17 protein-coding genes are annotated in these 20,880 nt (G+C 47.2%); 3 read left to right on the top strand and 14 right to left on the bottom strand.

Features of this window, described 5'->3' with window-relative positions; all coding sequences use genetic code 11:
- Positions 1 to 19 precede the first annotated feature (19 nt).
- The 4 genes from glmM to rlmE form a co-directional block, all read right to left on the bottom strand.
- A complete protein-coding gene (gene glmM, locus B3850_RS08930; RefSeq protein ID WP_286827913.1) occupies positions 20 to 1,360 on the bottom strand; it encodes a phosphoglucosamine mutase in 1,341 nt (446 codons plus the stop codon).
- Positions 1,357 to 2,172, bottom strand: a complete 816-nt coding sequence (gene folP, locus B3850_RS08925) for a dihydropteroate synthase (RefSeq protein WP_286827912.1) — start codon at positions 2,170 to 2,172, stop codon at positions 1,357 to 1,359. The genes glmM and folP overlap by 4 nt, the downstream gene beginning before the upstream one ends.
- 70 nt (positions 2,173 to 2,242) lie before the next feature.
- Complete coding sequence (gene ftsH, locus B3850_RS08920) at positions 2,243 to 4,189, bottom strand: ATP-dependent zinc metalloprotease FtsH (protein WP_286911660.1); 1,947 nt, start codon at positions 4,187 to 4,189, stop codon at positions 2,243 to 2,245.
- A 39-nt stretch (positions 4,190 to 4,228) separates the two neighbouring features.
- Positions 4,229 to 4,855, bottom strand: coding sequence for a 23S rRNA (uridine(2552)-2'-O)-methyltransferase RlmE (gene rlmE, locus B3850_RS08915; RefSeq protein ID WP_126751006.1), 627 nt, complete (start codon positions 4,853 to 4,855; stop codon positions 4,229 to 4,231).
- Between the two features lie 92 nt (positions 4,856 to 4,947).
- Here rlmE and yhbY point away from each other — a divergent pair, with 92 nt between their 5' ends.
- Positions 4,948 to 5,244, top strand: coding sequence for a ribosome assembly RNA-binding protein YhbY (gene yhbY, locus B3850_RS08910; RefSeq protein ID WP_053952822.1), 297 nt, complete (start codon positions 4,948 to 4,950; stop codon positions 5,242 to 5,244).
- A gap of 1 nt (position 5,245) precedes the next feature.
- Here the strand turns inward: yhbY and B3850_RS08905 are convergent, their stop codons facing one another.
- The 10 genes from B3850_RS08905 to grpE form a co-directional block, all read right to left on the bottom strand.
- Positions 5,246 to 5,776: a hypothetical protein gene (locus tag B3850_RS08905; protein WP_273269795.1), complete on the bottom strand. Its 531-nt coding sequence runs from the start codon at positions 5,774 to 5,776 to the stop codon at positions 5,246 to 5,248.
- Positions 5,777 to 5,934: 158 nt separating this feature from the next.
- Entirely contained in the window at positions 5,935 to 6,411 is a 477-nt protein-coding gene (greA, locus tag B3850_RS08900) for a transcription elongation factor GreA (protein ID WP_053952824.1), read from the bottom strand.
- Complete coding sequence (gene carB, locus B3850_RS08895) at positions 6,408 to 9,632, bottom strand: carbamoyl-phosphate synthase large subunit (RefSeq protein WP_286911659.1); 3,225 nt, start codon at positions 9,630 to 9,632, stop codon at positions 6,408 to 6,410. Before carB ends, greA begins: the two co-directional genes overlap by 4 nt.
- A 52-nt stretch (positions 9,633 to 9,684) precedes the next feature.
- Positions 9,685 to 10,830 (bottom strand): glutamine-hydrolyzing carbamoyl-phosphate synthase small subunit, encoded by a 1,146-nt coding sequence (gene carA, locus B3850_RS08890; protein WP_286874258.1) that lies wholly within the window; start codon positions 10,828 to 10,830, stop codon positions 9,685 to 9,687.
- Positions 10,831 to 11,015: 185 nt separating this feature from the next.
- On the bottom strand, positions 11,016 to 11,816 hold the full coding sequence (dapB, locus tag B3850_RS08885) for a 4-hydroxy-tetrahydrodipicolinate reductase (protein ID WP_286874260.1): 801 nt from the start codon (positions 11,814 to 11,816) through the stop codon (positions 11,016 to 11,018).
- 2 nt (positions 11,817 to 11,818) lie between these two features.
- Positions 11,819 to 13,048, bottom strand: coding sequence for a dicarboxylate/amino acid:cation symporter (locus B3850_RS08880; protein ID WP_286911658.1), 1,230 nt, complete (start codon positions 13,046 to 13,048; stop codon positions 11,819 to 11,821).
- A gap of 147 nt (positions 13,049 to 13,195) precedes the next feature.
- The gene (locus B3850_RS08875) at positions 13,196 to 14,032 is read right to left on the bottom strand and encodes a M48 family metallopeptidase (RefSeq protein ID WP_286874264.1); all 837 of its coding nucleotides are present in this window, start codon (positions 14,030 to 14,032) and stop codon (positions 13,196 to 13,198) included.
- A gap of 45 nt (positions 14,033 to 14,077) precedes the next feature.
- Complete coding sequence (gene dnaJ / locus B3850_RS08870) at positions 14,078 to 15,232, bottom strand: molecular chaperone DnaJ (RefSeq protein WP_058579422.1); 1,155 nt, start codon at positions 15,230 to 15,232, stop codon at positions 14,078 to 14,080.
- Between the two features lie 90 nt (positions 15,233 to 15,322).
- Positions 15,323 to 17,251 carry a molecular chaperone DnaK gene (gene dnaK / locus B3850_RS08865; RefSeq protein WP_058579423.1) on the bottom strand — a complete coding sequence of 643 codons (1,929 nt, stop codon included), beginning with the start codon at positions 17,249 to 17,251 and terminating at the stop codon, positions 15,323 to 15,325.
- Between the two features lie 104 nt (positions 17,252 to 17,355).
- Positions 17,356 to 18,015 carry a nucleotide exchange factor GrpE gene (gene grpE / locus B3850_RS08860; protein WP_286911657.1) on the bottom strand — a complete coding sequence of 220 codons (660 nt, stop codon included), beginning with the start codon at positions 18,013 to 18,015 and terminating at the stop codon, positions 17,356 to 17,358.
- Positions 18,016 to 18,157: 142 nt separating this feature from the next.
- Between grpE and nadK the strand changes: the two genes are divergently transcribed.
- Entirely contained in the window at positions 18,158 to 19,048 is an 891-nt protein-coding gene (nadK, locus tag B3850_RS08855) for an NAD(+) kinase (protein WP_286911656.1), read from the top strand.
- Between the two features lie 108 nt (positions 19,049 to 19,156).
- Complete coding sequence (recN, locus tag B3850_RS08850; RefSeq protein ID WP_286911655.1) at positions 19,157 to 20,821, top strand: DNA repair protein RecN; 1,665 nt, start codon at positions 19,157 to 19,159, stop codon at positions 20,819 to 20,821.
- The last annotated feature ends 59 nt before the right edge of the window (positions 20,822 to 20,880 follow it).

The following is a 20,880-nucleotide window of genomic DNA, read 5'->3' as shown; positions in this document are numbered from 1 at the left end:
CAGCAAAGCCGCTAAGTGTTTAATTTGTAGCCGCTTCAACTTCGTTGGCGATTTGTTGGGCATAAGCCCGCACATTCCCCTCATCCTCGCCTTCTACCATGACTCGGATAAGCGGCTCGGTACCTGACTTACGCAACAACACTCGGCCTTTATCACCGAGAGCCGACTCAACTTCTTTAACGACACTTTTCACTGCCGACGACTCAAGTGGCTGTTGACCCTTTTCAAAACGAACATTGACCAGTACCTGAGGCATTTTCTTAAAGTCGCAACTAAGCTGCTCTAATGACTTTCCTTCCTGATACATAGCCGCTAACACTTGCAGACCAGCGATAATACCGTCGCCTGTTGTATGGTGTTGACGGTTGATCAAATGCCCAGAGTTCTCACCGCCTAAATACCAGTCACGCTTAACGAGTTCTTCAATAACGTAACGGTCGCCCACTTTTGCTCTCACAAAAGGTATATTGCGCTTGTTCAGTTCACGTTCAAGAGCGAAATTAGTCATTAAGGTGCCGACAATACCACCTTGCAATTGCCCTTGCTGCTGCGCAGTCACTGCTAACATGTAAAGAATTTCATCGCCATCAACCGCACGGCCATTTTCGGTGACCATCATAATGCGATCGCCATCACCGTCTAAAGCAATGCCTAAGTCGGCTTTCTCTTTAATCACCGCTTTTTGCAGCGAATCGAGGTGTGTCGCACCACACTCATGATTAATATTTAAACCGTTCGGGTCTGTACCAATTTCAGTCACTTTTGCGCCTAACTCCCGAAATACATTAGGGGCAATGTGATAGGTTGCGCCGTTGGCACAGTCAACAACAATATGCAGACCTTCGAGGGTCATCTCATTAGGGAACACGCTTTTACAAAACTCAATGTAACGACCTGCTGCATCATTAATTCTACGAGCACGACCAAGCTCTTCCGAAATAACACAGTCCATCGGCTCATCAATAAGACGCTCTATTTCGAGCTCAGTAGCATCAGGCAGTTTGTGACCATTGTCGGCAAAGAACTTGATACCGTTGTCATAATAAGGGTTATGTGAAGCACTAATCACAATACCTGCAGCAGCTCGGAACGTTCTTGTTAAATAAGCAATTCCGGGGGTTGGCATAGGCCCTAAAAAATCAACGCCAACACCTGCAGCAGCCAAGCCCGCTTCAAGCGCTGATTCCAGCATATAGCCTGACACGCGAGTATCTTTACCTACCAATACCCGACTTGCGCCTTTCGCGGCTAAGGCTCGACCAGCGGCCCAGCCTAATTTCACTGCAAAGTCAGGGGTTATGGGGTAGTCTCCAACTCTGCCACGGACACCGTCAGTGCCGAAATACTTACGCTCGCTCAAATGTGCTCTCCTTCTAATGTTGCCGCGACGACTTTCATCGCATCAACCGTTTCCTTTACATCGTGAACGCGAATTATACGTGCTCCTTTCATTGCTGCAATGGTTGCACCGGCTAAACTTCCGGCTAATCGTTCACTTACGTCTCGTCCAGTCACATGACCAATCATACTTTTCCGTGACAAACCGATGAGCAATGGCAGCTGCAACTCATGAAATGCCTGCAGTCGTTGTAATAGTTGATAATTGTGCCGAGGTGTTTTGCCAAAACCAAAGCCAGGGTCGAGCCAAATCTTCTCACGCGCTATGCCTGCCTCCGTACAAACATCGACTCTCTCTTGAAAAAAGCGTTTAACATCGCAGACAACATCGTCATAGTGTGGATACTCTTGCATGGTACGAGGCTGCCCCTGCATATGCATAAGGCAAACTTCAACGCCAGCCTTAGCAGCGGCCTCAACAGCGCCCTCCTCTCTCAGTGCATTCACATCGTTAATTAAACTAGCGCCTGCATTGACACTTTCAGTCATGACTTTCGCTTTCGTCGTGTCAATGGAAACCGGTATGTCAAAACGTTGCTTTATTGCTTCTATAACGGGGATAACTCGATCGAGCTCCTCAGCTTCACTGACTGCGTCCGAACCCGGCCGGGTCGACTCTCCGCCAATATCCAAAATATCAGCACCATGCTCTATTAACTGACTGGCTCTAATTATCGCTTCGTCTAGCTGGTTATAACGACCACCATCAGAAAATGAATCAGGTGTTACATTAAGAATACCCATCACTTGCAGAGGTTTCGGATTCTTAGGCATAGCAGCTCCCAATTTGCTTCCCCATTACTAAAAAGCCACCTTGCGGTGGCTTTTTAAAGCTTAGCTGTTGTTACGACGTCGCGTCACCAGGCTTATCAACATTGATAGGTCTCTGTGGGCGCTCTTCAGTGTCGTCTGCCTTAGCAGCGCCACCGTTAGTGCCGTCACCGTCGTTATTGTTATCCGTCCAGCCTTTAGGTTGGCGAACTTCCCGACGATTCATTAAGTCATCGATTTGGTCTGCATCGATAGTTTCATATTTTACCAACGCGTCCTTCATCGCATGAAGAATATCGACGTTTTCTTCAAGAATCTGCTTAGCTCGTTGATAGTTTTTATCGATAACAGACTTCACTTCTTCATCGATAGCTCGAGCTGTGTCATCAGACATATTCTTATGCTGTGTCACCTGACGACCAAGGAACACCTCGTTTTCGTCTTCAGCATAAAGCAGTGGCCCCATTTTTTCCGATAAGCCCCACTGAGTCACCATTTTACGAGCAATTTCTGTCGCTCTCTCAATGTCATTAGAAGCGCCGGTTGTGACTTTTTCATCGCCATAAATAATGGCTTCGGCCAAGCGACCACCAAACAAGCTTGAAATCATGCTTTCCAAGTGTTGCTTGCTGTGACTGACACGGTCTTGTTCCGGCAAGTACATAGTCACACCCAACGCACGACCGCGTGGAATGATAGATACTTTATAAACAGGGTCGTGCTCCGGCACTAAACGACCGACAATCGCGTGACCTGCTTCGTGATATGCAGTCATCGCTTTTTCATCATCGGTCATGACCATTGAGCGACGTTCCGCGCCCATCATGATTTTGTCTTTTGCTTTATCGAACTCTTCCATTGCAACGACACGCTTATTACCACGTGCAGCAAACAAGGCAGCTTCGTTCACTAAGTTCGCTAAATCTGCGCCTGAGAAGCCTGGTGTACCGCGAGCGATTAGCTCTGGTTTAACATCATCACCTAAAGGTACTTTGCGCATATGTACTTTCAGAATTTGTTCACGGCCGCGAACGTCTGGTAGCCCCACCACAACCTGACGGTCAAAACGCCCAGGTCGGAGTAATGCAGGGTCAAGTACGTCCGGACGGTTAGTAGCGGCAATAACAATAATACCTTCGTTACCCTCAAAACCGTCCATTTCAACCAGCATTTGGTTCAGTGTTTGCTCGCGCTCGTCATGACCGCCGCCCAGGCCTGCGCCACGTTGACGGCCGACCGCATCTATCTCATCAATAAAGATGATGCATGGTGCTGACTTTTTCGCTTGCTCGAACATATCGCGAACACGCGAGGCACCAACACCGACAAACATTTCAACGAAGTCAGAACCCGAAATACTAAAGAATGGTACTTTGGCTTCGCCTGAAATCGCCTTCGCCAGCAAGGTTTTACCGGTACCAGGAGGGCCAACCATTAGCACGCCTTTCGGGATTTTGCCGCCCAATCGTTGAAACTTCGATGGATCTTTTAAGTAGTCAACCAACTCGGTTACTTCTTCTTTGGCTTCGTCGCAACCAGCCACGTCTTTGAACGTCGTTTTTATTTGCTCGTCGCTCATTAAACGGGCCTTGCTCTTACCGAACGACATGGCGCCTTTACCACCGCCGCCTTGCATTTGACGCATGAAGAATATCCACACACCAATAAGCAGTAACATTGGGAACCATGAGATGAAAATTGACGCAAGAATACTTTGCTCCTCAGGAGGAGTACCTTGTGTTTGAACGTCGTTCGCCAATAAATCGTCCAGGATTTTTGGATCGTACTGGGTTGGAACAACCGTTTTATAAGATTGTCCGTTTCGAGTTACCCCTGAAATCGTGCGTCCGTCATCACCAAATTCAGCCTTGCGAATGTTGCCATTGTTAACCTGACTTACAAACTCGTTGTACGCCATGGTTGAAGACGACGATTCGCTTGGACTGAAGCTCTGAAAAACGCTCATCAGCACAACGGCTATTACCAGCCACAAGATGAGATTCTTTGCCATATCGCTCAAAGCCTATTACCTCTATTAAAATCACTACCCAACAGGGTACTATACTTTATAATGTGTCGCTACCAAGTAGACTTCTCTGGAACGAGCCCGAGAAGAATCTGGTTTACGTGTTTTGACCGTTTTGAAAGCGGCTCTTGCATCTTTCAGGAACTCTTCGAACCCTTGCCCCTGAAATACTTTGACGACAAAATGGCCGCCAGGTTTCAATACTTGGTGACACATATCCAAAGCTAGCTCTACTAAGTACATAGAGCGTGCTTGATCAACCGTGCCATTACCACTCATATTTGGCGCCATATCCGACAATATAACATCGACGTTCTTGCCACCAATTCTGTCGGTTAACGCCTCCAGTACAGATTCTTCACGAAAGTCGCCCTGAAGGAAATCGACACCAGCGATTGGGTCCATCGGTAAAATATCGCAGGCGATAATTTGCCCGTCGCCATTGAAATAGTCAGCAACGTATTGTGACCAACCGCCGGGAGCAGCCCCTAGATCAACGACAGTTTGGCCTTTTTTGATCAACTTATCTTTCTGCTGAATTTCTTCCAGTTTGAAAACCGCCCGAGAACGCAGGCCTTTTTTTTGCGCTTTTTGCACAAAATGGTCATCAAAATGCTCTTTCAGCCAACGCTGACTACTGACACTGCGCTTTTTTCCCATGATTTACCGAAGTTTCCTCAATTAACTGGCTAGAACACCTTATCTGGCGTTACAATACCAAAAATTCAAGTCGTAAACCGGAATATTAGCAAATGTCATTAACAAATAAACAAAAGCAGTTTTTGAAAGGACTGGCTCACCCGTTAAAGCCTGTTGTGTTATTAGGCGCAAACGGATTAACCGAAGGTGTTATTGCCGAAATAGAGCAAGCACTTGAACACCATGAGCTCATTAAGATAAAGGTGCCAGAAGAAGACAAAGAGTTACGCCAGCAAATTATGGCAACTATTGTTCAGCATACCGACGCTGAGCAAGTGCAAATTATTGGTAAAACTCAAATTCTGTATAAACAGGCCGAAGAGCCTCAGATAAAACTACCTCGCCGTTAAGTTAACTCAGCTCCTCCGTCTTGGGAGGGTCCATGGCCAGTGCGCGAGCAATAAGCTCGACCGCCTGTTCTTTATTCAGAAAGTTGTCTTTAGACAATAGGTAGCACTCCAGCAGAAAGGCTTCGGCTTTTCTGCTGCTCTCTAGTTGGTATTTTTCCAATAATGGCCTGACTCTTCGGTGAGCATTCAGAAAGTTAAATCTTTGCCATTGCTCGTGCTCCCGGACACTTGCTTTGGTGTAGTCAGCAGAACTATAGACATACTGTGGTTTACTTAACTCTTGTCCAGGCGCGAAGAACCAGTCCAGCGATATACCTTCTCTGAGTAACGCCCGAATAATCTCAAACCAAGGCAGCTTGCCACTGCGACGCCAATTATTGTAGTCCATCTGTGTTTTGCCGAGCCAAATAGCCACATCTTTATAGGTAGACTTGTTTGAAACCAATTTCAGCTTTTCAAAACATTCTGTAACGGATAAGTCGTCAACTTGAGTATAGGAGAGAGGGTCAAACCCCGGGGCTTCCGTGTCCATCGTTTAGCTTCTTTGTTTTATTTATGTTAACAGTTAGTGATGGGTGCGGAAATATACAGCAAGACGGTGGAAAAACAACCAAAAACAAGGCTAAAAAATAAAAAAGGCTGGTAAACTTAAGTTTCCAGCCTTTTAAAAATATCAATAAATTTAAGGAGTTACTTGTACTCTACTGCAACAACCTCGTACTCAACTTCACCATTAGGTGTCGTTACTGTTGCAACATCATCGATTTCCTTACCAATTAAGGCACGAGAAATTGGAGAGTTAACGGAAATAAGGTTCGACTTAATATCCGCTTCATCATCACCAACAATTTTATAAGTAACCTCTTCATCAGTCTTGGTGTTATACACTGTAACTGTTGCACCAAAAATCACTTTACCGTTATTAGGTACTTTAGTGACATCAATGATTTGAGCGTTAGAAAGCTTCGATTCAATTTCTTGAATTCGACCTTCACAAAAACCTTGTTGCTCACGCGCAGCGTGGTACTCAGCGTTCTCTTTTAAGTCACCGTGCTCACGTGCATCGGCAATCGCCTCGACAATGCGAGGTCGCTCTACCGTTTTTAAACGCTTCAGCTCATCTCTTAACAACTGAGCGCCCCGTTCCGTCATTGGAATCTGGTTCATACTAACGATACCCTTTTATGTAATTCTTGTACTGAGCTAACCCGAGCTCTGTCGTCCGCGGTGTTTGCTTTAACGGTTGCGAACGCTGCATTTAATGTGGTGGTGTAAATCACTTTATTCAACAGCGCTTCTCGACGAATGTAAACAGAGTCTTCAATCGCCTGACGACCTTCTACCGTGTTGATAATATAACTGTACTCGCCATTCTTTATAGCATCAACAATATTTGGTCGACCTTCCTGAAGCTTATTGACGATAGAGCAGTCAATACCTTCTTCTGCAAGCATCTTCGCCGTACCGCGCGTTGCTTCAAGGCTAAACCCTAGTGCCAGCAAGCCACGAGCAAGATCCATAAGACGCTGTTTATCGCTGTCTTTCACTGAAATAAGCGCTTTACCTTTTTTCGCCAGCGCTTCACCAGCCCCTAAATTAGCTTTGGCGTAGGCTTCTTCAAAGCTTTCACCAACGCCCATAACTTCACCCGTTGAGCGCATTTCCGGACCTCGAATAGGGTCCACGCCCTGGAACTTAGCAAAAGGAATAACCACTTCTTTGACCGAGTAATACGGTGGAATAATCTCTTTCACATAGCCCTGCTCTTCAAGACTGCGTCCCACCATAACTCGTGCTGCAACTTTCGCCAGTGGTACACCGGTTGCTTTAGATACAAAAGGTACGGTACGAGCCGCACGAGGGTTCACTTCTATTAAGTAAATCTCGTCGTCTTTTACAGCAAACTGTGCATTCATTAAGCCGTTTACATTGAGCTCAAACGCCAATTTACGCATTTGTTCACGTAGTTGCGCCTGAATGATATCGCTTAAAGAATAAGGAGGTAATGAACACGCCGAGTCACCTGAGTGAACACCGGCTTCTTCAATGTGCTGCATTATACCGCCAATGAGGACGTCCTTGCCGTCACAAATAGCATCGACATCGACCTCAATCGCATTATCAAGGAACTTGTCCAGCAATACAGGCGCATCGTTTGATACTTTTACGGCATCAGTCAGATAACGCTGCAAATCTGTCTCGTCGTAGACAATTTCCATAGCCCGGCCACCCAGAACGTATGAGGGACGAACAACCAACGGATAACCAATACGTTTCGCTTCAGTCAGAGCTTCATTAAAGCCTGTGACCGTGGCGTTTTCCGGCTGCTTAAGGCCTAAACGACGAACCGCCGTTTGAAAGCGCTCACGATCTTCCGCCCGGTCAATAGCATCTGGCGACGTACCAATAATAGGTACACCATTCGCTTCTAGCTCACGCGCCAGTTTCAGAGGAGTCTGGCCACCGTACTGAACAATAACGCCTTTGGGCTTCTCAATACGCACAATTTCCAGTACATCTTCCAGAGTAATAGGCTCGAAATACAAGCGGTCAGACGTGTCGTAGTCGGTTGACACAGTCTCTGGGTTACAGTTCACCATAATGGTTTCATAGCCATCATCGCGAAGCGCCAGCGCTGCGTGAACACAGCAATAATCGAACTCAATACCTTGCCCGATGCGATTAGGACCGCCGCCAATAACCATGATTTTCTCTTTATCAGACGGCTCTGCTTCACACTCTTCATCGTAACTCGAGTACATGTATGCAGTGCTTGAAGCAAACTCCGCTGCACACGTATCGACGCGCTTGTAAACCGGGTGAATATTGTATTGCTGACGTTTTTTTCGAACTTCAGCCTCACTTACGTGCAGAACATCTGCAATGCGAGCATCGGCAAAGCCGCGACGCTTAAGCACAGACATAACGTCTTCGGTCAATCCGGCCAAGCCCAATTCGTCGACTTCTTTTTCTAAGTTAATAAGCTCTTCAATTTGAATCAGGTACCACTCGTCTATGCGTGTTAATTCAAACACTTCGCGAACAGTCATGCCTAAACGAAACGCATCCGCAATGTACCAAATACGTTCAGCGCCCGGCTCTTTCAATTCACGAATGACCTTCGAGCGCGCATCTTCTGCCTGCAGGTCGACCACAGGGTCAAAGCCGGCAGCCCCAAGTTCCAAGCCACGCAACGCTTTTTGCATCGATTCCTGGAAGTTACGGCCAATAGCCATAACCTCTCCCACCGACTTCATTTGTGTGGTTAAACGGTCATTACAGTTTGCAAACTTCTCAAAGTTAAAGCGAGGAATCTTAGTGACCACGTAGTCTAACGCAGGCTCAAACGACGCTGGTGTGACACCACCGGTAATTTCGTTCTCAAGCTCGTCTAGCGTATAACCAACTGCCAGCTTCGCCGCTACCTTAGCAATTGGGAAGCCCGTTGCTTTCGATGCCAGAGCCGAGGAGCGAGAAACTCGCGGGTTCATCTCAATGATAACCATACGCCCTGTGTCTGGGTTAACACCGAACTGTACGTTTGAACCACCGGTTTCAACACCAATTTCACGCAGCACGGCCATCGCCGCATCACGCATTATCTGAAACTCTTTGTCGGTCAGTGTTTGTGCCGGAGCAACCGTAATGGAGTCACCAGTATGAATACCCATAGCATCGAAGTTTTCGATGGTACACACGATAATGCAGTTGTCGCTCTTATCGCGCACCACTTCCATTTCGTATTCTTTCCAACCAAGCAGCGACTCATCGATAAGGAGCTCGTTTGTCGGTGACAAGTCTAAGCCGCGGCGACAAATTTCTTCAAATTCTTCTCGGTTGTACGCGATACCACCGCCGCTTCCACCCATAGTGAAAGACGGACGAATAATGCACGGAAAGCCTAAACGGTCCAGCACATCGAACGCTTCTTCCATACTGTGCGCCATTTCCGCATTAGGTGTTTCCAGACCAATAGCTTTCATAGCTTTGTCGAAACGGTCACGGTTTTCTGCTTTATCAATAGCATCGGCATTAGCACCGATCATTTCTACTTTATAGCGCTCAAGTACACCATGACGATCAAGGTCTAGCGCGCAGTTCAGTGCCGTTTGGCCACCCATTGTTGGCAAAATGGCATCAGGACGCTCGCGCTCAATAATTTTTTCTAAAACTTCCCAGTGAATTGGCTCAATATAAGTGGCATCGGCCATTTCCGGGTCAGTCATGATGGTTGCCGGATTCGAGTTTACCAATATAACTCGGTAACCTTCTTCACGCAGGGCTTTGCAAGCTTGGGCTCCAGAGTAATCAAACTCACACGCCTGACCGATAACAATCGGACCTGCGCCTAAAATCAAAATGCTTTTAATGTCGGTACGTTTTGGCATAAGTCGCTCTGTCTATCCTCTCGCTATACGTAATTGCTTATTGAGCAACGAATTACGCATTAGCCTGCATTAATTCAATAAAATGGTCGAAAAGCTCACTGGCGTCGTGTGGACCCGGACTCGCTTCAGGGTGCCCCTGGAAACTAAACGCGGGTTTATCGTTACGGTGAACGCCCTGCAAAGTGCCATCGAACAATGAGCGATGCGTGACATCAAGACACGCCGGCAGGTTTTCTTCATCAACCGCAAAACCGTGGTTCTGGCTCGTTATCATGACCTGCTTAGTTTTAAGGTCTTGAACTGGATGGTTTGCGCCGTGGTGACCAAATTTCATTTTTACGGACTGCGCTCCGCTGGCAATTGACAGCAGTTGGTGACCTAAACAAATACCGAAAATAGGAATATCTTTGTCCAGGAAGGTTTTTATGGCTTCAATTGCGTAGTCACATGGCTCTGGGTCGCCCGGGCCATTGGATAAAAAGATGCCATCAGGGTTCATTGCCAGAACATCTTCCGCCGGTGTCTGTGCCGGTACGACGGTTATTTTACAATTACGGTCAGCCAACAGCCTTAAAATATTTTGTTTGCAGCCATAATCGTATGCGACAACATGGTACTTTGACTGTTCAGGTTGAGTGAAACCTTCGCCAAGTTGCCAGCTTCCGCCTTTCCACTCATACGGTTTGTCACAGCAAACCTCTTTCGCAAGGTCCATACCCTTAAGCCCGGGGAATTCCTGCGCTAACTTCAGCGCTTTCTGCTCGTCAAGCTCACCGACGATAATACAGCCATTCTGAGCGCCTTTTTCACGTAAAATGCGAGTCAAACGACGGGTGTCGATATCGGCAATACCCACAACATTATGACGTTGCAAATAGGCGCTTAGCGTTTCTTCTTTTCGAAAGTTACTGGCCTTCATAGCCAGATCACGAATGATTAACCCTTTCGCCCACACGTTATCAGATTCTTGATCTTCTGAGTTAGTGCCTGTATTGCCAATGTGGGGATAAGTGAGGGTAACAATTTGTTCGGTATAAGATGGGTCGGTAAGAATTTCCTGATAGCCTGTCATTGCCGTATTAAAGACAACTTCACCGACGGCGGAGCCTTCCGCTCCTATTGCGGTTCCGCGAAAAACGGACCCGTCGGCAAGCACCAGAATCGCTCGTTTAGCGGATTGACTCGCTAGAATACTCAAGGGCAACCTCCGTACATAAAAAAACGGGTGAATCAAATAATTTGACTTCGCCCGCCTTGCGTCCTGAACCGCGCATTTTGCCTGTTACATCCAAAAGCACGTTAACTGACTGAATTAACTGCCCGAATTGACTTAGGCAAATTGCACTTATTCTACGAAATTTTACGGAAATCGTCCAGTTATATTTATTGCTTGAGCAGCTGACTGAACACCTTGTTAAGCTCGAGTATATCCTGCATACCATAGTTACCGGGCTTTTGCCCGTATAGCCATAAGCTCGCATTGATAGCGCCTTGCGCAAAGGTATTTCTATTACTGACTTTATGGCCTAACTCTATACGCTCACCTTCTGTGGCAAGGGTAACCTGATGTTCACCAATAATATCGCCCGCGCGCATCACCGAAAAGCCGATACTGTCATCTTGCCTGACGCCATCACCACGAACGCCGACGTTCACTTCATTCCAGTTTTGACGACGCCCACTTGCGGCGGCCTCCCCAAGTGCTATAGCCGTACCTGAGGGGGCATCTTTTTTGTGTTTATGGTGGGCTTCAAATATCTCAATGTCAGCTGTTGATAAAGCGGCACTCGCTAATGCAACTAACTGCTCTAATAAAGCCACTCCCACACTGGTATTGCGTGCGTAGAGTACAGGAATCTGCTCAGAGGCGATTGCCAGCATGCATTGTTGCTCATCCGTAAGCCCTGTCGTGCACACCACAATAGGAAGTTGGTTTTTCGAAGCATAGGTTAAGTTCTCTTCCAGTGCTTCGGGCAGTGAGAAGTCAATAAGCACATCAATGTTTTGTGCATTGGTGTTTTGCAATGACGTGTACGTGAGGCCGGTATCCAGCTCTTTTCCATAAGAGCTACTGGTTGAGCGGACAATTGCAGCCGTCAATTCTGCCTTTTCGCTTTGCCCAAGCGCAGTAACAACCGCTTGCCCCATGCGCCCGGACGCACCCAAAACACCCACTTTTAACATTGTTATGACTCCGTTTTAACTGTGCTGTCATCCTGCAACAGGTTTTCACTACGTGCAACCACTCGTGACACCATCATATCACCGGTGACATTTGTCAGCGTACGCGCCATATCGATAATACGGTCAATGGCTGCAATAAAGGCGATGCCTTCCAGCGGCAAGCCAATAACGTTCAAGGTGACCGTCAACATAACCAATGCGGTACCGGGAACCCCGGCTGTCCCCACTGACGCCAGTGTTGCGGTAAGCATGATGAGTCCGTAATCCATCCATTCTAACGGAATACCATAAAGCTGAGCGATAAAAATGGATGCCACAGCCGGGTAAATACCACCGCAACCGTCCATATTTATAGTAGCCCCCAGAGGCAACACAAAGCTTGCGTAGTCTTTTGAGACTTTAAGGCGTTCTGTTACCGCTCTGTGAGCCGCCGGTAGAGAACCGAACGAGCTACAGGTCGTAAATGCAACTATCTGAGCATCAAATACGGCTTTAAAAAACTCCCGTACACTCATACCGCCGGCGGTTCTTACCAAGCCTCCGTAGACAACTACTATATGAATAAGACACGCAAGATAAATAACCCCAACAAACTTGGCCAGCGGCAGCAGCGTTGCAAAACCATATTCACCAATAACCCAGGACATAAGGCCAAATACGCCAACAGGCGTCAGTTGTAAAACCATGCGAGTGATTTCATACATAACCTCTGCGCCAGACTTTATCGTCTTACGTAACGGCTCTGCCTTCTGACTGAGTCGCTGAATGGCAATACCGACTAGCGCCGCAAAAACCACGATTTGCAGAACGTTACCTTCTGTCAGCGCCGCAAATGGGTTATCAGGAACAAAGTTGAGAAAAACTTCTGACACACTCGGAATGGTTTTTTCATTTTGTTCAGTTGGGGTCAAAACGGTTTCCGGGCTAATGTCGATAACGGTCGCCAGTGTCAAACCTATTGCACTGGCAATAACCGCTGTGAACATGAATAAACCAATGGTTTTTACACCCAGTCGCCCTAATTTTTTGCCATCGTTTAGATCAGTAATAGCGCTGACAATGGCACAGAATATTAATGGAGCCACGAGCATTTTTATGGCTTTAATAAAAAGGTCACCCAATGGCTTTAAGGCAACACCTACTTCCGGTGCTAAGCCACCAATCAGCATACCAGCAGCAAATGCCCCTAACACGCGCTGCCAAAACGGAATTGCGAACCACACTTTCAACATACTACTGCCCGTTATTCTGAGAAATGGGCGCTAGACTAGTGTGTCACTTTACAAAGGGAAAGAACCGGTTGATATACCTTATAACCGTTTAAACAAAAAGCGCGGCATAATAGACCGCGCTTGTTTGCTGACTTTAGGACCTGGTCATTACTCAGCAGGTTTATCGAGCGATGCAGGTCGTTGACAGTTAGGCGTGTTACCTGCAGCAACCGCTTGCTGATACCGGCTTTGAAGCGAGGGTATTTGCGCTTCTAAGTCCTGAATACGAGTGTCTGGATTCGGGTGAGTTGACAGTAATTCAGGCGGGGCAGAGCCGCCGGACGCGGCTTTCATATTGCGCCATAATTCCGGCGCTTGGTCGAGCTGAAAACCGGCGTCAGCCATATACTCTAGACCTAACTCATCTGACTCAGACTCATGCGTTCTAGAGTACGGCAAAAGTACACCGACTTGAGCACCAATCCCCAATGCCGCCATTAACAGGCCAGCTTCATCACTGTCCATTTGAGTGCTGGCGATAACACCACCAATCTGTAATCCTAAGCCGACTAGCATATTACTGGAAATGCGTTCATTGCTGTGTTCAGCAATGACATGACCAATTTCGTGTCCAATAACCGCCGCTAACTGATGCTGATTTTCCGCAGTTTCCAGCAAGCCGTTATAAACACCTATATAACCACCAGGTAGTGCAAAAGCATTGACCGTTGGTTCATCAAACACAGTGACTTCCCAGTCCATCTGCGCATAGTCACCCGGCAAAGTCTCAACCAAAGCATCGGTAACACAACGCACGTATGCGTTAACCTGTTCATCTTGGTTGATTTTACCTTCTTTACGCATTTCCTCGTAGGAGGCAGCACCCATCTTGTTCAACTCACTGCTCGGATAGAGCTGCAACTGTGAACGTCCGGTTGGTGACTGTGCACAACTGGCCAGAGTCACTGCTGCTGTTATACCTAACAAAACTGTTTTAAGCTGCATCCGCTGCCTCCAATCATTAGCTAATACACTATAGTGATAGCCAATTTATCCGCGTAAGTCATCAAAAAACTGTTTTACGCCGTCGAAAAAGCCCTTTTCTTTGGGTCTAAACTTGGCAGCTTCGTCGCCGGTTCCCATAGATTCTTCCAGCTCCTCAAGCATTTCACGCTGCTTGGCCGAAAGGTTCACAGGTGTCTCTATAACCACCTTACAAATAAGATCACCAACGGCACCAGTTCTTACTGATTTCACGCCTTTGCCACGCATGCGGAAATGTTTTCCGGTCTGCGTTTCTTTTGGCACTTTTAGCTTCACTTTGCCATCCAGCGTTGGCACTTCAATGTCTCCACCTAACGCGGCTTTTGTAAAGCTTACCGGCACTTCGCAGTACAGGTTATTACCGTCGCGAGAAAAAATTGGGTGTTCACGGACATGCACCTGAACATATAAGTCCCCTGCTGGAGCGCCGTTCTCACCCGCTTCACCTTCATTGGCTAAGCGAATGCGATCGCCGGTATCCACGCCGGCCGGAATTTTAACCGACAAGGTCTTAGTTTCCTCTTTGCGGCCCTGTCCATGACACGTGCGGCATGGATCGCTGATAATAGTACCTTTACCGCGGCATTGTGGGCAGGTTTGCTGGACAGCAAAAAAGCCCTGGCGCATCTGAATTTGACCCGCTCCGTGACAATGACCACAGGTCTGCGGTTTGCTGCCTTTCTTGGCACCACTACCGTCACAGTCTTCACATTCAACCAAGGTTGGAATTTTTAACTCAACAGTTTTACCACGTACCGCTTCTTCCAACGACATATCCAGGTTGTAGCGTAAATCCGCGCCACGCTGCGCACGTGCCTGCTGACGGCGACCACCGCCACCGAAAATATCACCGAATACATCACCAAAAATATCAGCAAAATCGGCACCACCGCCGAATCCGCCGGCGCCCGGGCCGCCACCGCCCTGACGTGCCTGTTCGAAGGCTTCGTGCCCATATTGGTCATACATCTGGCGCTTCTGCGGGTCAGATAAGACCTCGTAGGCTTGCTTTATCTCTTTAAACTTTAACTCGAGGTCTTTATCGCCTTTGGTGCGATCCGGGTGATATTTCATCGCCATACGCTTGTATGCTTTTTTAATATCACGATCGCTGGCGTCTTTTGAGACCCCAAGAATTTGATAGAAATCTTGTGTCGCCATAATGTTACGTCTTCTGTCCTACTCTGATACGAATACACGGGCATTACCTTGCGGCAACACCCGTGTTGATTAGCGAAGTTGCCTTAGTGCTTACTTCTTATCGTCGTCTTTGACTTCTTCAAATTCAGCATCGACAACGTCGTCATCTGCTTTTGACGAAGACTGCTCACCACCGGCTGCGCCTTCAGCACCTTGCTGAGCTTGCTGCTGTTGAGCGGCTTCCATCAATTTTTGAGACGCTTCCATCAGAGCTTGAGACTTCGCATCGATGGCTTCTTTGTCGCCTTCTTTGGCTGCTTGCTCAAGTTCTTCACACGCTTTCTCGATGGCGTCTTTGTCTTCTTGAGACAGAGCGTCACCAACTTCTTTCAGCTGGTTACGAGTTGCGTGAACTAAGCCGTCAGCTTGGTTACGCGCCTGCACCATCTCTTCGAACTTCTTATCTTCTTCAGCGTGGGCTTCTGCGTCTTTCACCATTTTATCGACTTCAGACTCATCCAGACCAGAAGACGCTTTAATGGTGATCTTCTGCTCTTTACCCGTGTCTTTGTCTTTCGCCGATACGTGCAAGATACCGTCTGCATCAATATCGAACGTGACTTCGATTTGCGGTACGCCACGCGCTGCCGGGCGGATACCTTCTAAGTTAAACTGACCCAGTGACTTGTTATCGGCTGAGCGCTTACGTTCACCCTGGATAACGTGGATAGTTACCGCAGACTGGTTGTCTTCAGCTGTTGAGAACGTTTGCGATTCTTTGGTTGGAATCGTGGTGTTTTTCTCAATCAACTTAGTCATTACACCGCCCATGGTTTCGATACCCAGTGACAGCGGACATACATCCAATAACAGTACGTCTTTTACATCACCTGACAAGACACCACCTTGAACCGCAGCACCCACTGCAACAGCTTCATCCGGGTTCACGTCACGACGTGGCTCTTTGCCAAAGAAGTCAGTAACCGCAGCGCTCACTTTCGGCATACGAGTCTGACCACCGACCATAATAATGTCGTTAATGTCGCTTACTGACAGGTCTGCATCTGCCAATGCCTGCTTAACCGGTTCTAGTGACTTAGTAATTAAGTCTTCAACCAGTGACTCAAGCTTCGCACGAGTTACTTTAATTGCCATGTGCTTAGGACCGGTGTTGTCTGCCGTAATATAAGGCAGGTTCACTTCGGTCTGCTGTGCCGATGACAGTTCAATTTTTGCTTTCTCTGCCGCTTCTTTTAAGCGCTGCATTGCTAATGGATCTTTACGCAGATCAATGCCCTGGTCTTTTTCAAACTGCTCAACTAAGTAGTTGATTAAGCGGTTATCAAAGTCCTCACCACCTAAGTGCGTGTCACCGTTAGTCGCTAATACTTCAAACGTGTGCTCGCCTTCAACTTCATCAATTTCGATGATAGAGATATCGAAGGTACCACCACCTAAGTCATAAACCGCAATGACATTGTCGCCAGACTTCTTGTCCATACCGTAGGCTAATGCAGCAGCGGTCGGCTCGTTGATGATACGTTTAACTTCTAAGCCTGCGATTTTACCTGCGTCTTTCGTTGCCTGACGCTGAGCGTCATTAAAGTATGCAGGGACAGTAATAACGGCGTCTGTTACTTTCTCGCCCAGGAACTCTTCTGCGGTTTTCTTCATTTTCTTCAGAACTTCTGCAGAAATTTGTGGTGGTGCCTTTTTATCGCCATCCACTTCTACCCAAGCGTCGCCATTGTCCGCTTTAACGATTTTATAAGGCATAATGCCAATATCGCGCTGGACTTCGTCGTCCTGAAAACGACGGCCAATTAAACGCTTAATTGCGAATAAAGTTTTGTTCGGGTTAGTTACTGCTTGGCGTTTTGCTGGTGAACCCACCAAAATCTCGCCGTCGTCAGTAAATGCAACCACTGAAGGGGTTGTGCGGTCACCTTCACCGTTTTCGATAACGCGTGCTTTGCCGCCGTCTAGTACAGCAACACAAGAGTTTGTTGTACCTAAGTCAATACCAATTGTTTTGCCCATGATTCGTCTCCAACTCCAGATTCATGAAATTTGTTTCGTTACCCCTTATTTGGGGTCTCTTTATTTTGATTTCAACACCCTATGTAAGGATATTTGATTAATCTTTATGCTTTCGTATCGACGCCCGAGTCCGAATTACGCGCAACCATAACCATAGCGGGACGCAGCAAGCGGCCATTTAGTTCGTAGCCTTTCTGCATGACAGCCATAATGGTGTTATTTGAGTGCTCGCTAGACTCTTGCATCGACATGGCCTGGTGCAAATCAGGGTTAAAGGCTTCGCCTTCTTCTCCTACCGCTTTCACACCAAACTTTTCCAGGGTTGAGGTCAGACTCTTGTAAGTCAGCTCAATACCTTCAATAAAATTGCGGCTCGACTCGTCTTGCTGGTCGGCTAGTTGCAGTGCTCTTTCCAGGTTATCCACGGACGTTAGCAATTCATTGGCGAACTTCTCTAGCGCGAACTTATGCGCTTTTTCCACGTCCTGGCTTGCACGACGTCGTACGTTTTCCATTTCAGCCTGCGTACGCAACACCGACTCACGCTGGTCTTTCGCCTGTGCTTCAGCTTTACTCAGTGCCAGCTCAAGCTCGGCAATTTTGTCAGTTTGGTCGGCAGATGTGCCTGCTGTTTCTGCTTCCGCAGCTGTTGTGTCCTGTTGCATCGCTTCTTCCGCCGCTTGTGCAGCCTGCTGCTCTGCTTGCTGTTGCTCGACCGTCTGGTCAACATTCTGTTCAGTCTGTTGGTCTTTCTTATCCGCCATATTTGACTCTCTTCAGTCCGGTTTAAATTGAGGTTGCCAAGTTAATGGGGGCAAGTTTTTTACTTTCAAGGGGCTTTCTATGACTTGATAAATTTTCCACCTGATCGTAGCGTAAACAGCCTAAACCACAGGAACTGTCATTATGAGCGCATTTCAGAGAATTGGCTTACTCGGCAAGGTCAATGACCGCGGCACACAACTCACTTTAGAAACGGTAACGACGGCACTAAACGAACGTGGCTATGACATAGCACTTGAGTCCCGCACTGCTGAACAGTTACCTCAAAAGCTACTTGAGTCTGGTAAAATCAAAACCATAAACTTAGCAGAGCTTGGAGAGTGGGCTGACATTGCCGTTGTCGTTGGTGGTGATGGTAATATGTTAGGTGCAGCAAGAGCGCTCTGCGAACATGACATTGGAGTCATTGGTGTGAACCGGGGTAATTTAGGCTTTCTGACTGACCTGGACCCTGACGAAGTAATGACCCACTTGCTTAACGTTTTAGAAGGCGAATACCGCGTTGAAAAGCGTTTTCTACTTTCTGCCGAAGTGATTAGCAACGGTTCTCCAGCAGGTGCAGGACGCGCCATTAACGAAATTGTTCTGCATTCTGACAAAGTCGCCCACATGATAGAGTTCGAGCTCTACATTGATGACCATTTTGTTTTTAGTCAGCGCTCTGACGGATTAATTTGCGCCACACCGACAGGCTCCACCGCCTACTCTCTATCCGGAGGCGGCCCCATATTACACCCTAACCTCAATGCGATGACTCTGGTTCCTATGTTTCCTCACACATTAAGTAGCCGCCCTATTGTTGTTGATGGCGAAAGCCATATTCGACTGCGCGCAGCTTACGACAACGACCTATTGCAAATTAGTTGTGACGGGCATGTGCGTATGGCTGTACACCCGGGCGACGACATTGTGCTTAAAAAGCATGACCATACGCTGAAAATGATTCACCCGGTTGATCACAATTATTACCACGTATTACGAAACAAACTTGGCTGGGGCAGCCGACTTTTTTAGAAGAAATTTCATACTGAGCTTGCAATAACAAAATAGTACTGTATAAATACTGTATAAACTGTACAAAACAACAGTACTTTTATACGTACATGTCAATAAGGTGCATTTATGTTAGCTCAGTTACACATCCGCAATTTTGCTGTCGTTAAGTCTCTGGATATCGACTTTTCAAAAGGCATGACCGCTATCACTGGTGAGACCGGTGCAGGTAAATCTATTGCTTTAGACGCTTTAAGCTTATGTTTAGGTGCCAGGGCTGATGCTAACTGGGTACGACCAGGCGAGGACAAAGCGGAAATAAGCGCTGTTTTTACCGTAGAGCCAAACAGCCCTGCAGCCCAGTGGCTTAACCACAATGACTTTGATGCAGAAGAAGACTGTATTCTACGACGTGTCATTCAGCGTGACGGTCGTTCAAAAGCCTGGATAAACGGCACCCCAGTTGCGCTCACCCAACAAAAGTCACTGGCACCACTATTAGTTAATATCCACGGGCAGCATGAACACCAACTATTATTGAAAGAAGAGCACCAGTTAGAACTGCTCGACAACTACGCAAGACACACAGGGTTACTGTCAGAGGTTGCAACGCAATACCGTCAATGGTTCGAGCTTGAAAAAGAATATAAACACTATGTTCAACAACAAGACGAACTCGAAGCACAGCGACAATTGCTCGAATACCAAGTCGAAGAATTGAATGACTTTGCTATTGCCGAAGGTGAATTTGAAGAGCTCGAACAACGCCATAAAAAGTTAAGTCACAGTAAATACCTCATGGAAGCCAGTGCTTTTTCACTCAGTGCGCTTTACGAGGGTGAGCATAACAATGCAACAGGACTGGTTTCTTCGGCGAATCAGCGACTAGAGGAAGCTGCGGATATCGATGAGCAGTTAAAGCCTGTTTGCCAACTATTAGAGCAAGCCAAAGTCCATATTGAGGAAGCCGCGCTCGAACTGAGGCATTATCAGGATGAACTCGAGCTTGACCCCGCTGAGCTCGACATTGTTGAAGAGCGGTTAAGCAAAGCTATTAGCTTAGCGAAAAAGCATCAGGTTGCAGCTGCTGACTTATGGCAACACCATCAAAAGCTGAACGCCGAACTCGATAATATTGTGAATGCTGATAAAAACCTTGAGCAGCTTGATTCTGATCGCCAACAGGCGGAAACCGATTACCGGGAGTTAGCACAGAAACTCTCTAGCAGCCGTGAAAAGGCGGCAGATGAACTCAGTAAGAAAATTACACAATCAATGCATGAGCTCAATATGCCTCATGGCCGATTTATTATTAATGTCGAGCATGACACGGATAAAAAAGCGTCTCGTCTGGGTACCGATGATATTCAGTTCGAAGTAACAACTAACCCTGGCCAGCCACTGCAGTCTCTCAGTAAAGTTGCATCGGGCGGTGAACTTTCACGTATTAGCCTTGCCATACAGGTCATGACAGCAACCCAAAAGTCAGTACCAACAATGATGTTCGACGAAGTCGATGTTGGTGTCAGTGGCCCAACTGCCGCTATTGTTGGAAAAATGCTGCGCGAGCTTGGGCAAACAGCTCAAGTTATTTGCGTTACGCATTTGCCACAGGTTGCTGCAAAAGCTGACAACCAGCTCCAGGTCAGTAAATATAGTGACAATGACGAAACAGAAACTATGGTGACAGCGCTAAGTCACAATGAACGTGTCACAGAGCTTGCCCGCTTACTGGGTGGGGATAGTGTAACGGACATGGCTAAAGCTAACGCGAAAGAGCTTTTAGCGAGTTAGTCGCTGACTGTGCTGGTGTTCAGCGGCTGCTTTGTTTATCATCGTCAAAAGTTAAATAC

Origin of the sequence: Idiomarina sp. UBA4520 (assembly GCF_002388365.1) — a bacterium.
GTDB lineage: Bacteria > Pseudomonadota > Gammaproteobacteria > Enterobacterales > Alteromonadaceae > Idiomarina > Idiomarina zobellii.
This window is presented reverse-complemented; position numbering and strand designations above follow the sequence as displayed.